Source organism: Janthinobacterium sp. MP5059B (genome assembly GCF_001758645.1).
In the GTDB taxonomy this organism is placed as follows: Bacteria; Pseudomonadota; Gammaproteobacteria; order Burkholderiales; family Burkholderiaceae_D; genus Janthinobacterium; species Janthinobacterium lividum.
Genome location: NZ_LRHX01000014.1, coordinates 115307 through 129199, shown reverse-complemented (window position 1 = coordinate 129199; position 13893 = coordinate 115307). Strand labels below are relative to the sequence as shown.

Annotated in this window: 11 protein-coding genes; 2 read left to right on the top strand and 9 right to left on the bottom strand. The window is 61.7% G+C overall.

The annotated features are described in order from the left end of the window. Window positions 1-24 precede the first annotated feature (24 nt). From JAB1_RS16705 to glnA, 7 genes are all read right to left on the bottom strand, one after another. On the bottom strand, window positions 25-2841 hold the full coding sequence (locus tag JAB1_RS16705) for a TonB-dependent receptor (protein WP_254672132.1): 2817 nt from the start codon (window positions 2839-2841) through the stop codon (window positions 25-27). Window positions 2842-3143: 302 nt separating this feature from the next. After that, the gene (locus JAB1_RS16700; RefSeq protein WP_070280959.1) at window positions 3144-4517 is read right to left on the bottom strand and encodes a GAF domain-containing sensor histidine kinase; all 1374 of its coding nucleotides are present in this window, start codon (window positions 4515-4517) and stop codon (window positions 3144-3146) included. Between the two features lie 134 nt (window positions 4518-4651). Further along, window positions 4652-5617: a magnesium/cobalt transporter CorA gene (gene corA, locus JAB1_RS16695; protein ID WP_034760218.1), complete on the bottom strand. Its 966-nt coding sequence runs from the start codon at window positions 5615-5617 to the stop codon at window positions 4652-4654. 139 nt (window positions 5618-5756) lie between these two features. Further along, window positions 5757-7247, bottom strand: a complete 1491-nt coding sequence (ntrC, locus tag JAB1_RS16690; RefSeq protein ID WP_070280957.1) for a nitrogen regulation protein NR(I) — start codon at window positions 7245-7247, stop codon at window positions 5757-5759. Window positions 7248-7295: 48 nt separating this feature from the next. Then, on the bottom strand, window positions 7296-8384 hold the full coding sequence (gene glnL / locus JAB1_RS16685; RefSeq protein ID WP_034782484.1) for a nitrogen regulation protein NR(II): 1089 nt from the start codon (window positions 8382-8384) through the stop codon (window positions 7296-7298). A 5-nt stretch (window positions 8385-8389) separates the two neighbouring features. After that, window positions 8390-8899 (bottom strand): DUF4124 domain-containing protein, encoded by a 510-nt coding sequence (locus tag JAB1_RS16680; RefSeq protein WP_343215995.1) that lies wholly within the window; start codon window positions 8897-8899, stop codon window positions 8390-8392. Between the two features lie 155 nt (window positions 8900-9054). Next, window positions 9055-10470, bottom strand: coding sequence for a type I glutamate--ammonia ligase (gene glnA / locus JAB1_RS16675; protein WP_029496182.1), 1416 nt, complete (start codon window positions 10468-10470; stop codon window positions 9055-9057). A 385-nt stretch (window positions 10471-10855) separates the two neighbouring features. On the opposite strand from glnA, the gene JAB1_RS16670 reads away from it, so the two are divergent. After that, a complete protein-coding gene (locus JAB1_RS16670) occupies window positions 10856-11314 on the top strand; it encodes a rhodanese-like domain-containing protein (RefSeq protein ID WP_070281077.1) in 459 nt (152 codons plus the stop codon). 75 nt (window positions 11315-11389) lie between these two features. Here the strand turns inward: JAB1_RS16670 and JAB1_RS16665 are convergent, their stop codons facing one another. Then, window positions 11390-12742: a TAXI family TRAP transporter solute-binding subunit gene (locus tag JAB1_RS16665; protein WP_070281075.1), complete on the bottom strand. Its 1353-nt coding sequence runs from the start codon at window positions 12740-12742 to the stop codon at window positions 11390-11392. A 130-nt stretch (window positions 12743-12872) separates the two neighbouring features. Between JAB1_RS16665 and JAB1_RS16660 the strand changes: the two genes are divergently transcribed. Continuing rightward, a complete protein-coding gene (locus JAB1_RS16660; protein WP_070280955.1) occupies window positions 12873-13478 on the top strand; it encodes a glutathione S-transferase in 606 nt (201 codons plus the stop codon). Here JAB1_RS16660 and JAB1_RS16655 read toward each other — a convergent pair. Then, the gene (locus JAB1_RS16655) at window positions 13475-13855 is read right to left on the bottom strand and encodes a hypothetical protein (protein WP_139144588.1); all 381 of its coding nucleotides are present in this window, start codon (window positions 13853-13855) and stop codon (window positions 13475-13477) included. The two genes, JAB1_RS16660 and JAB1_RS16655, sit on opposite strands and share 4 nt — an antisense overlap. Window positions 13856-13893: the final 38 nt, after the last annotated feature.

Sequence of the window (13893 nt, the reverse complement as noted above, 5' to 3'; positions counted from 1 at the left end):
GGTTTTTTTACGCCTGCGCGCTGCTTAAAACTTGTACGAGGCATTCAGGTAGCCAGTGCGGCCGCGCGGATCGTAGTAGCGGTCGTCATAGCCGAATTGCTGGCCGCGGTTCGCGCCGGACGTCGATGGCACGAATGGCGGGCTCTTGTCGGTCAAGTTCAGCACGCCTGCGGTGAGGACCCAGCTCTTGCTGGGCGTCCATACCGTTTGCCAGTCGAGCGTCGAATAGAAGCCCACTTTCATGCGGATCTTTTCCTGGCCCGTCACTGCGCCCGAAGCGTCTAGCACATCGACCGACGTTTCCTGGTCCTTGTAGCCGGACAGGAAGTTGACCGTCAGCGAATTGGCCCAGTTGCCCGTTTTCAGGGTATTCGTCCACTGGCCGCGCGTGCGGAAAGTCACCGTGCCCAGATCGGCGAAGTTGCCCAGCGCCGAATAATATTGGCCATCGCGTTCCAGCTGCACATCCTCGCGCAGCATCTGCGTCGCGTTCAGCTGCGACGTGAACAGGCCGATGCCGGAGCGGTAACGGGCGCTGACGTCGATATCGACACCGGTGGCAAACGATTTACCGAGGTTCTGGTTATCCGCCAGGAAGGCCAGGTAGGTCGTCCCCGTGCCCACGTCCTTGTTGACGCCCCAGGATTTCGGGAAGTTGGCCGGATTGGCGAATACCAGCTGTTCCGTCAGCTGGCCGAAGGAATCGCGGATCTGCACATGCCACAGGTCGGCGCCCAGGGTGATGGCGCTGATGGGCTCGTAGCGGAAACCGATGGTCGCCTGTTTCGATTTCTCGGGCTGCAAGTCGCGGTTGCCACCGGCCAGCTGATCGTACTGGCGATTGCCTGGCTGGCATTGTGCATTCAGACGCGTGGCGATGGCTTGCAAGGCTGGCGAGCACGTGTACTTGTCGCTGGTGACACCATAGCCGCGCTGCAAGGCATTCACTTGCGGCACGGTCGGCGCATGGAAGCCATTACCGACCGAACCGCGGATCAGCAAGGTGGGCGCCGGCGTCCACTTGAAGCTGGCCTTGGCCGTGGTAGCGCCGCCGAAGTCCGAGAAGTCATCGAAACGCAAGGCCGCGCCCAGTTCCAGTTCTTTCAGCACAGGTGCGATAACTTCGCCAAAGATGCCCTTCGAGGTGCGGCTGGCGCTGTATGGCTGGCTGCTGGCCGCGTCGCCGAAACGCTGGTCGCATTCCAGGCCCGTCGTACCGCCGCACAAGGTGCCTTTTACGGGATCGGCCAGGATGCCTTGCGCAAACGGGCTCGGCTTGGCCGAGAATTCCTCGCGGTTGATGTTGGCGCCCACGCCCAACATCATGGCGCCGCCAGCCAGACGCCGCACTTCCGTCGACCCATTCAAATTGATGGTTTGCAGGCGCGAGGTGCCGCCATCCCAGTAACCGGAGAAAGTGGCGCTTTTGATGGCTTCCTGCGCCGCAGTGGACTGCTTGCCCGGGCCGACGAAGGGATCGAGCAAGCCGCTTGACGTGAGATTATTGACGGCGATGGCGCCAGGATAGCCGGAAATACTGCCTTTTACGCGGCTTTCCGAGAAGTTGTACGAGGCGTTGTAATCCCAGCCGGCAGCGACGCCGCGCGTACCGACCACCACGCTGGCGAAGTCAGCCGTATCCTTCGAGGTACGCTGGCCCATGTCGAACAGCCGGTAAAAAGCCGTGCTGTCGCCAGTAATACCGATTGGCAATAAATACTTGTCATGCAGGGGCGTGCCGGCATCCACGGCAATGGCGCCAGGGACGGGCGCGATACGCGAGGTTTGCTTGGTGCGCGACAGCAGCACGTCCGCAAACACTTCGTGGCCGGCAATCTTGAACGTGCCCGAGGCCATGAAGTTGTCACGCTTGCGCTCCGGATAAATTTCCAGATCCTTGGTGAAATCGTAGCCGCAGTAGTCATCGACCAGGCCGCTGCCATCGTTATACGGTTCGATCACGCGGAACGTCTTCTCGGGACAGGATCCGTTGCTCTTCTGGAAAGGACTGATCAACTGGCCATTGTCATCGGTGGCATTGGCCGGAATCGGGCTGGCGGAGAATTGCTGCTTCTGATAGCGCTTGCCGTTGGCCGAGAATTGCACCTTGCCCGTGCTGGCGAACTTGCGGTCGACGGAAGCGAGCTTGTCGCGCTCGTCGTGGCCAAAGGTCAGCACCACGTTGTAGCCATCGTCTTCCAGGTTGCCAAAGCCCTTGGTGGCGCTGATGCGTTTCTCGCGCGCACCGTTTTTTGGTGCGGAGTAGCCGATGGACACATCGCCTTCTGTCGTGTCGTGCTTGGTAATGAAGTTGACCACGCCGGCAATGGCGTCGGCGCCATACAGCGCGGAGGCGCCGTCAGTCAGCAGTTCGACGCGCTGAATGGCTGAAATGGGAATCGAATTCAAATCGAAACCGGCGGCAAAACCGGTCAACGTCTGGCCGCCGAACTGGGCCAGGCGTTTACCGTTCAGCAAGACGAGCGTACGCGTCTCACCCACGTTATGCACGGAAATGCCGGAAAAACCAAAGGTGCTGCCGCCCACCGAGGAACTTTCGCTGGTGGCGCCCTGGGCGGAAGAGAGTTTCTTGACCAGATCGGTGACCGAAGTGGCGCCCGAGGTGCGGATGGCTTCAGCGGTCAGGACGGTGACTGGCAAGGCGCCTTCGGCGGCGATGCGCTTGATCGACGAGCCCGTGACTTCCACGCGCTGGATCTGCGTATCGGCAGCCTGTGCATCTTGTGCAATCGCGGACTGCGAAACAACGGACATGGCGGCAGCTACACCGCCGGCGCAGACGATGCGAACGGCACGAGAGATGACGGTTTCTTTAAGCATGGTGAACCCTTTTTCATTTGTACGGTTATATATGACTCCGGATTTTCGACCCGGATTGCACTCGTTCATCTAAAGGAAACGCCTCGCACGGCACTGCGATCGAGTGCCGCGAATTTCGCTGGGACAGTTGTACAGAGCGACTCCAGACGACTAAAAGTCAACTAGACAACTACATAGAATCACAGCAACAATATGAGTGTCAACAGAACTCAGCATGCGTATGGCGTACATACAACATGTGAAAAGCAGGGATGAAAAGGGACAGGGCGGCCTTTCCCGGGGGCCCGAGAAGCCGCGCGGCGTCAGCCGGCCAGCGGCAGCCTGATCTGTATATGACAGCCGGGCGTGCTGTCGATGGCGCACACCTGGCCGCCCAGCTGCTGCACGATCGTGTAGACGATGTGCATGCCCAGGCCGGAGCCGCCCTGGCCCCGCTTGGTGGTGAAAAACGGTTCAAACATATGCTCGCGCACGGCCGGCGCGAGGCCGATGCCGTCGTCGGAAAAATCCAGCAGCAGCCAGCGCGCAGGCGCGTCATCGCCGTCCGCCTCGATGCGCGCGCGTATCGTGATGCGCCCTGGCCCACCTTGCGGATAGCCATGGCGGGCGCTGTTCATCAGCAGGTTCGAGAGGATTTGCGACAGCTTGCCGGCCGCCAGGCGCACCTGGCAATCGGGGGCGATATCGAGTTCCACGCCCAGCGCCGCCTTGCGCAATTCCGGACTGTGCGCCGATACCAGGCCGTGCACATAGTCGTGCAGCGCCAGGTCGGCCACGTATTCGCTGACCTGGTCCACCGCCAGCTGCTTGAAATTGCCGATCAGGTCGGCAGCGCGCGCCAGGTTGCGCTCGACCAGGGCGGCCGCGCCTTTCAAGGATTCGGCAATGTCGATCAGTTCGGCGCGGCTGACCTTGGCGCCGCCCAGCAGCTGCACCAGCTGGTCGGCATAGCTGCCCATGCTCGACGCCGCCGTCAGCGCCACGCCGATGGGCGTGTTGACTTCATGCGAGACACCGGCCACCAGCGAACCGAGCGCCGCCATCTGTTCCTGCTCGATCAGGTTCGCTTGCGCCGCCAGCAGCGACTCGGTGCGCACGCGCACGATTTCTTCCAGCTGCTGGGTGCGCTCCTGGTGCTGCAGCTCGGCCGCGCCGCGCGCCGAGAAGATCGACAGCAGCAGCAGCGCCAGCAAGCGCTTGCTTTCATCGATGGGCCGCGTGTCGATGGCCGACAGGATGCCCAGGGTCTTGCCATCGGTATCGATCAGCGGCATGCCGACATAGCTTTCCGCCCGCATGTCGACGAGGAGACTATCGAATGGAAAGCGACGCTGGATGTCGCTGCCATGAAAACACATGCTCTGGCAAGTCACGTCCTGGCAAGGCGTGTGCTGCAGGCTGTATTCGATATTCGGCTGGTAGCCGTCGCCGCCCCACAGGGCGAGGGTGCGGATGCCTTCGCTGCCGTCGTCCAGGCGCACCAGCCGCCCGGCGATCACATAGTGCACGTCGAGCGCTTCGGCCAGGTCCTTGACGAGGATGCGCAGGAAGTCGTCGCCACGGGCATGCGCCGTCGAGGCGGTAATCGAGCGCAGCGCCGCTTCCGCCAGGGTGCGCCGCTGCTCGGCATCGAACAGGGGTTCTTGCGAATTCACATCAAACAACGGAATACTCATGAATGCTCCTGCGCAGCACCGGAAGCGCAGGCACACTTGCCGGCGCGGCGACTCTCAGCCATGGCCCGCCCCAGCGGACCTGCCGCGATTGTACCCCTGGCTATTGTTTAATAATACAGATGCACAGGAATTTTTTATAGCCAGCCGGAACGCTTGAACAAGTAATACATATAACCGCAGACACAGCTCATCACTGCCACGGCGGCCGGGTAGCCATAATGCCAGTCCAGCTCCGGCATGAACTTGAAGTTCATGCCCCAGATGCCGGCAAACGCCGTGAACACGGCGAAAATAGCGGCCCAGGCCGCCAATTGCTTGTTCACTTCGCTCTCGTCGATGGCCACCATCGACAGATTCACCTGGATCGCCGTGCTGATCGTGTCGCGGATCGTGTCGAGCGTGCCGTTGATGCGTGCCAGATGGTCATGCACGTCACGGAAATACTCCTGGGTATCGTGGCACAGCGGCGGCACGCGGCCGCCATGCAGCTTGCCCACCGCTTCCATCAGGGGCGCCACCACGTGGCGCAAGACCATGACCTTGCGCTTCAATTGATACAGGCGTTCGATATTGTCGCGCTCGGTGCCACGGTCGAAGATGCGGTCCTCGATCAGTTCCAGTTCCGATTCCAGCGCGTCGAGCACGGGAAAGTAACGGTCGACGACGGCGTCCATCAGCGCATACAGCACAAAGGCGGAGCCCTGACGCAGCAAGTGCGGTTCACGCTCGGCGCGCGCACGGACGCCAAGGAAACCTTGCGAGCTGTTGCTGCGCGACGAAAGCACGTAATTGGCGCCGACAAAAATGTCGACTTCGCCCAGCACCAGTTCGTTCTCGACCATTTCCACGGTTTTCACGACGGCAAACAGGGAATCGCCATATTCCTCGATCTTCGGGCGCTGGTGACCCCGTTGCGCGTCTTCCACCGCCAGTTCGTGCAGGCAAAACTCGTGCTGCATCTGTTTCAGCTCGTCCGGCGTAGCGTCGAGCAGGGCTACCCAGACGAAGCAATCGGGGCGCTCGACGTAGTCGCTGATGTCGTCGATCGGCAAGTCGGCCAGTTTTTTGCCATCCTGGTAGGCCACGCAGTTTATGAGCATGCTATTCCACAGTTCAAGTTAACACCGGACGAAACAGTCCGGCAGGCGCCAGCTTACCTTATCGCCTGCTGTGGGTGTTGTGGCGTGCAAGGAACACCGCAAGAAAAAGCGGACGGGGGAGCCCCCGTCCGGCAAGACGTCAATCGTCCTTGGCGCCGTCGATACCCAATTCGGATATCTTGCGGGTGATGGTGTTGCGGCCGATGCCCAGGCGCACGGCGGCATCGTTCTTGCGCCCGTGCGTATGCTTGAGCGCCGTCTTGATCAGGGCCGACTCGAACTGGCGTCCCAGCACGGCCATGACTTCCTGCTGCCCCGCGCCCAGCATGCCGGCCGCCTGCAATTCCAGCAAACCGATCCAGCCCGGCGGCGCGCCGTTGGCGGGCGCGGCCGCCTCGAAGACCTGGCCGCCATGCGGATGAGCCACGGCCGCCGGCGCAGCTTCGCCCGCCGCCGCGGTGGCCGCGCCATCGCCCTGCCCCTGCGTCAATTCCAGCGGCAAGTCCTTGATTTCCACCGTCTGGCCCGGCGCCATGACGGTGATCCAGTTGCACAGGTTTTCCAGCTGGCGCACATTGCCGGGCAAATCGAGGCTGCTGAGAAACTGCATCGTCGGGTCGCTCATGCGTTTGGCTTCCACGCCCAGCTGGCGCGCGCTTTGCACCAGGAAGTGGCGCACCAGGATGGGGATATCCTCGCGCCGCTCCCTCAAACTGGGCAGGCGCAGGCGGATCACGTTCAGGCGGTGATACAAGTCTTCGCGGAACAGGCCGTCGCGCACGCGCTGCTCGAGATTCTGGTGCGTGGCCGTAATGACGCGCACGTTCGCCTTCATGGGCTGATGGCCGCCGACGCGGTAGAAATGGCCGTCGGACAGCACGCGCAGCAAGCGCGTCTGCAGGTCGAACGGCATGTCGCCGATTTCGTCGAGGAACAAAGTGCCGTTCTCGGCTTGCTCGAAGCGGCCCCGGCGCGTCGTTTGCGCGCCCGTAAATGCGCCCCGTTCGTGGCCGAACAGTTCGGACTCCAGCAAATCCTTCGGGATCGCTGCCGTGTTCAGGGCAATGAAAGGCTGCGCCGCGCGCGGGCTGTGCTTGTGCAGCGCGCGCGCCACGAGTTCCTTGCCGGAACCGGATTCGCCCGTGATCAGCACGGTCACATTCGATTGCGACAGGCGGCCGATGGCGCGGAAGACTTCCTGCATGGCCGGCGCCTGGCCGAGGATTTCCGGCGTTTCCGACGGGCCCGACTCGACGCTGGTCTCGCGCAGGCTTTCTTCCAGCGCGCGGCGGATCAGCTCGACGGCCTTGTCGATATCGAAGGGTTTCGCCAGGTATTCGAAGGCGCCGCCCTGGAAGGCTGCGACGGCCGAATCGAGGTCGGAAAAGGCCGTGATGATGATGACCGGCAAGCCGGGAAAGCGCGACTTGACCGTCTGCAGCAATTCCAGGCCGGATGCGCCCGGCATGCGGATATCGGACACGAGCACTTGCGGCGTGTCAAATTCCAGTGCGGCGATGGCGTCGCGCGCATTGGCAAAACTCTTGGTGGCGAGATTTTCCCGCGCCAGGGCTTTTTCCAGCACCCAGCGGATTGATTCGTCGTCGTCAACTATCCAGATTGGCTTCATTAGTGTGTGCGTCCCGCAATGGATTTCATGGGTGGGATACCTCCTCGCTTATGGCAAGGGTAGAACGATCCTGAAATCGGTGTATCCAGGCCGGCTTTCGCACTCGATCACGCCCAGGTGCTGTTGCACGAAGGTTTGCGCCAAGGTCAGTCCCAACCCGCTGCCGCCTTCCCTGCCCGACACCAGCGGGTAAAAAATCCGGTCGCGGATCTGGGGTGCGATGCCCGGTCCATTGTCAATGATATGCAAGTCTAATGCCAGGCCGTAACGGACCTTGGCCAGGGTCACCTGGCGCGCCACGCGCGTCTTGAAAATCAGCTCCGCATCGCCCGCCTCGATGCGCTCGGCCAGGGCTTGCGCCGCGTTGTGCGCGATGTTGAGCACGGTTTGTATCAATTGTTCCTTGTCGCCGCGAAACTCGGGGATCGAGGCATCGTAATCGCGCGAAATAGTCAAGCCACTGGGAAATTCGGCCAGGATCAGGCTGCGCACGCGCTCGCACACTTCGTGAATATTCACGTCGCCCACGATATGCGGGCGGCGGTGCGGCGCCAGCAGGCGGTCGACCAGGGTTTGCAGGCGGTCCGCTTCCTTGATGATGACTTGCGTGTATTCGCGCAGCTCGCTCAGGTGCAGGGCCGGCAATTCCAGCTCCAGCAGCTGGGCCGCGCCGCGGATGCCGCCCAGCGGGTTCTTGATTTCATGCGCCAGGTTGCGGATCAGCTCCTTGTTGACCTGGCTCTGGTCGAGGATGCGCTCCTCGCGGTCGAGCTTTAGCTGCTGCACGTTTTCGCGCAGCTCGATCAGCACGCCGTCGCGCGGCGCGTCGAGCGCGCTGATGATGCTGTGCACGCGCAGCGGTTCGCGCCCCAGGCGTTCCAGGCTCAGGTCCTGCCGCAAGTCGGAAAATTTATGTTCCAGCGCCTGCGCGCAAATACCGGACAGCTCGTCGGGATTGAGGAACAGCGCCGTCAGCTTTTGCCGCGACAGGGCTTTCAATGAGCTTTCCAGCAGGTTTTCCGCCGCCGCGTTGGCATAGCTGATGCGGCCGTCGCCGTCGAGCAGGATCACGGCTGAAGCGAGCAAATCAAGGCCGGCCAGGTGGGCGGGACGGCTGGAATGGTTGTCTGGTGTCATGTGCTTTACCGAATATTCGCGATCTCGCGTTTCAGGGCCTCGACGTTCTGCTGTGTTCGGCTAATGTTGTCCTTCAATTGCGCCACCCGTTCCAGGTATTTCGCATAGTTGCGCTCATTGCCCTGGCGCTCGGGCTGGCCGGCGTTGAACTCCAGGCGCTGCGCCGCCAGTTTCAGTTCTTCGCTGCGCAATTCGTCCTGCAGTATCTGGCGCCGGTCCAGGTCGCGCGCGCGCTGCTCGGCGCCATCGACCTTGGGAAACGCGCCGGCGGCAGGCGCCGCCGTGGCCGCCGCCTGCATGGCGGGCCGGGCAGGCGCGCCGGCCAGCGGCGCCGTCTTGCGTGGCGGCTCCGTCATGGCGCCCGGTAAATCGAGCAGCTGGCAATGCGCGCCAGCCCGCTTGTCCGTGTACGTCTTGTGTCCTTGCGCATCGGCGCACACATACAGCTGCCCGTGCGCCTGTGCTGCCGCGCCCAGCAATCCTGCCATCAGCGCCATTCTGTAATGCTTGGTCAATCTTCACTCCTGTCGGCACATGCCGCATCGTTCCTGGGCCGACTATACAACACCGCACGATCACCGCCTTGGCGTACTGCATAAAAAAACGCGGGCAAGACCATCGCCTCACCCGCGTTTTTATTCACTACCGGCACATTGCCGGCATGGCGCCATTACAGCGAGTAGTACATGTCGAACTCGGCAGGATGCGTGGTCATGCGCATGCGCTGTACATCCTGCATTTTCAGTTCCAGGTAAGCGTCGATCATCGAATCGCTGAACACGCCGCCACGGGTCAGGAACTCGCGGTCCTTGTCCAGTGCGTCCAGAGCTTCTTCCAGCGAAGCGCACACGGTCGGGATCAGTGCGTCTTCTTCCGGCGGCAGATGGTACAGATCTTTCGAGGCGGCTTCGCCCGGATGGATCTTGTTGGCAACGCCGTCCAGGCCAGCCATCAGCAGTGCGGCGAAGCACAGGTACGGGTTCGCCAGTGGGTCCGGGAAGCGCGCTTCGACGCGGCGGCCTTTTGGATTGGCCACGTGCGGGATGCGGATCGAGGCGGAACGGTTTTTCGCCGAGTACGCCAGTTTCACTGGGGCTTCGTAGCCTGGTACCAGACGCTTGTACGAGTTGGTGCCCGGGTTGGTGATCGCGTTCAGTGCCTTGGCGTGCTTGATGATGCCGCCGATGTAGTACAGGGCGAAATCGGACAGGCCGGCATAGCCGTCGCCAGCGAACAGGTTTTTGCCATCTTTCCATACGGATTGATGCACGTGCATGCCCGAACCGTTGTCGCCAACGATAGGTTTCGGCATGAAGGTGGCGGTCTTGCCATAGCTGTGCGCCACGTTCCACACCACGTATTTCAGGTTTTGCGTCCAGTCGGCGCGCTCGACCAGGGTCGAGAACTTGGTGCCGATTTCATTCTGGCCGGCGCCGGCCACTTCGTGATGATGTACCTCAACCGGGATGCCCAAGGACTCAAGGATCAGGCACATTTCCGAACGCATGTCCTGGAAGCTGTCCACTGGTGGCACCGGGAAGTAGCCGCCCTTGACGGTAGGACGGTGGCCGCTGTTGCCGCCTTCGATGTCCTTGCCGGTCGACCACGAACCTTCGTCCGAACCGATCTTGACGAAGCAGCCCGACATGTCGATCTTCCAGCGCACGCTGTCGAAGATGAAGAATTCCGGCTCAGGGCCGAAGTAGGCGGTGTCGCCCATGCCCGACGATTTCAGGTAGGCTTCGGCGCGTTTCGCGATCGAGCGCGGGTCGCGGTCATAGCCCTTGCCGTCCGACGGTTCGATCACGTCGCACTGCATGAACAAGGTCGTTTCTTCCATGAACGGATCGATATTGGCCGTGTTTGGATCCGGCAGCAAGATCATGTCGGACGCTTCAATGCCTTTCCAGCCAGCGATCGAAGAACCGTCAAAGGCGTGGCCCGACTCGAATTTGTCCATGTCGAAGTGCGACACGGGAACCGTCACGTGCTGCTCTTTACCACGGGTATCAGCAAAGCGGAAATCAACGAATTTGACTTCGTTTTCTTCTACCATCTTCAAGACTTCTGCGGCTGTCATTGCCATGCGTATCTCCTAAATGAATGTGGGGTGAGCCGACCTTAGTGCGTCTGGGCTGATGAAGCGAAGCAAACATTGCGTGCCACCAAAACTCATAAGGATCATAGCAGATTCCATGCCAGCTCCAGGAGCCTCCCTGGTGCCGGCAACAAAATTACTGCCATCCCAGTGAAAGTTTCATGCCCGCGATTTTCCTGCTGCGTTTGCGCCAAATCAAGAATGCACTATGCAAGTGCAAAAAACGAATAACGCACCATTATCGTGCATTTTGTATGAATTTCTGGAAAATGCCTCGTTGTGGTGCAAAGACTGTGCACCATGGTTTCCCGTTTGCGGGGCGCGGACGGCGCACTATAATCGTACACACCTGCCCACTTTCATCGAGGACGCCATGACTACCGCCGACATCCTGACCACCGCCCGCAGCCGGGCCAATGAAGGCACGCCGTATGCCGGCGCCGTCACGCCGCAGGAAGCGTACGACCTGCTGCAAGGCGATGCTGCCGCCAAGCTCATCGATGTGCGCACGAATGCCGAGCGCGACTGGGTCGGCCGGGTCGACATCGCCGATACCCAGCACGGTGCGGTGCAGTGGGCCACGTATCCGGGCGGCGCGCCGAATCCCGATTTCCTCGCGCAACTGGCCGCCCAGGCCGGAAAGGATGAGGTGCTGCTGTTCCTGTGCCGCTCCGGCGTGCGTTCGCGCCATGCCGCCAAGCTGGCGACCGAGCACGGCTACATGAACTGCTTCGACATCCTCGAAGGTTTTGAGGGCGACAAGGACGCCGACGGCCACCGCAAGCAGATCGGCGGCTGGTGCAAGGCGGGGTTGCCGTGGCTGGGCGCCTGACACCGGGAACAACGGAACCGCTGCCGATGACGGCCACGCGTCGTCCAGAGGCAAGTCCCGCCCTGGCTTGATGCTTCAGGCCGGCTCGCCCGCCTCTGCGGCAGGATGCTCGCCCATCAGGGTCAATATGCGCTTGCGCACGAAATTGATGTGGCTGCGCAAGCCATACAGGCCGTCCGCAAACGACAGCGGAATCGAGATCTGATTGACCATTTCCTCGATCTGGTCCAGCCGTTGCAATTGCGCCGCATAGACTTGCGCGCGCTGCGCTTCCGGCACGTCTTCCAGCGCCTGCTCCACCGTGCGCAGCTGGCCGTACCAGCGGTACACGCGCGAGCGGATGCGCCACACGTACAGGGGCGGCACCACGCGCGACAGGGGCAGGATCAAGGCGCCCAGCGCCACCACCAGCACCCACATGCGGTCAAAGAAATTGGCCAGCCAGAAACTCATGTAGCGCTGCAGCACAGGCGCGCCATCCTTGTAGAATTTCAGCGCTTCCGGTGCCACGGGAATCTCCGTGTAGCGCGCGGATGGGAACTGCCCCTGCTGCTGGAACCAGCCTGTGCCGCCATGGATGCCGGCCGCCGCCTGCACGAACAGGTCGACCAGGGCAGGATGCAAGTCTTCGCGCGCGACCAAAGTGGCGGTCGGCGCGATCAGGTGATAATCCTGCGCGGGAATGTTCTGCCCCAGGTCGACGATGCCACGTGGCAAGACGACGTGCGTGAGGAAAGGCAGGCGCCGCGTGTACGCTTCCGCCTGCGAAAAGTCAAACAGCTTGATGCCCGGCGTTTGCAGCAGCATCTGGATCAGCGGCGCTTCCGGCGCCGAGCTGAACACGAGACCGTCGATGCGCCCTTCCAGCAGCTCCACCGTGGCAGGCGTGTTCTGCAAGTCGCTCACCGTCAAGTCCTTGGCTTCGACGCCATTTACGGACAGCAATTGCCGGAACAGGCCGGGCACGCCCGTGCCTTCCGGCCCCAGGTTGATCTTCATGCCCTTCAGTTGCGTCAGTTCCGTCACGGCCTTGTCTTCGCGCAAGAACAGCCAGACGGGTTCCGTAAACAGGCTGCCCAGGGAAATGAGGCCATGGCGCTCGGCATCGTCGTGTTCCGTCGAGCCGCTTTGCACGAAGGCAATATCGGTCTTGCCCGCGTTCAGGCGCTGCAGGTTTTCCTGCGAACCCAGCGATGGCTGCAAGGTCACCTTGATGCCGTGCTTGGCCAGGGTGGCCGCATATTTCTTGCCGAACTCTTCATACGCGCTATTGTCCTGCCCCGTCGACAGGCTCACCTGGCGTGGCGGCGCGGGGTCGACCAGCCAGTAAGCGAGCGCGCAAAACGCGCCGACCAGCAGCAAGGTGGGACCGGCGGTGGCGAGGAAGTCGCGCACGGAAAAGCGGCTGAACGCGAGGATTTTGGACATGTGGTGGCGCATAGGTTTCATGGGTGGCTACGATGCCAAGAAAACCCCAACTATGCAAGGCACTTTCACATGCGCGGCGCGGCCAATTCGGCTACAGTTCTGGATCGCCCACCTGCCTATGGAGTCCCGCATGCTGAAAATTCTTGGAAAAGCCGCTTCGATCAATGTCCGTAAAGTCCTGTGGACGTGCGAGGAACTCGACCTGCCGTATGAACGCGAAGACTGGGGCAGCGGCTTTCGCAGCACGGACGACCCGGCCTTTCTGGCCTTGAACCCGAACGCCATGGTGCCCGTGCTGCTCGATGGCGACCTGGTGCTGTGGGAATCAAACACGATTTGCCGCTACCTGTGCGCCCAGGCGGGCCGCGACGACTTGCTGCCGAGTAATCCCCGCGCCCGCGCGGAAGTGGAAAAATGGATGGATTGGCAAATGGGCGATTTGAACAACAGCTGGCGCTACGCCTTCATGTCGCTGGTGCGCCACAGCCCGGCCCACCAGGATGCGGCGCAACTGGCGGCCGGCATTGCCGGATGGAACAAGATGATGGGCGTGCTGGAACAGCAGTTGCAGCGCACGGGCGCCTTCGTCTGCGGCGAAGCGTTCACCCTGGCAGATATCGTGCTGGGCCTGTCCGTCAAGCGCTGGCTGATGGCGCCCATGCAGCGCCCCGCGTATCCGGCCATCGCCGCGTATCACGCGCGCCTGGAAGGTAAAACGGCCGTGTTTGCCGGTTAGTCCAGTTCGATTGCCTCGACCGTGCCGCCGATGACGTAGCAATCGCCATCGCGGCGCACTTCGTCCAGTGTAGCGGGATCATCGCGCGCATACGTACCGTCAATATCGACGCACCAGACATCGCCGAAACGCAGCAACTTCACGCCGCAGCAGATGCGGTTGATGAAGTTGCCCGGCGTCCTGACCAGTACCTCCCGCACTTCTCCCACCGTGATGGCGACTTTGCGCCAGACATTGCCTTCCAGCCCATGATTTCTTGCGTACACCACGATGCGCACGGCCTGCACGCCTTGGGGCTGGTACATCTGTTCCATCGACACCAGTGAGCCATCGTCAAAGCGGTGGTATTGCTGAAAAATCTGCTGCGTCTTGTCCAATTCCACTCCCCAAAAAAAACGCCGGCCTTGCGGGCCGG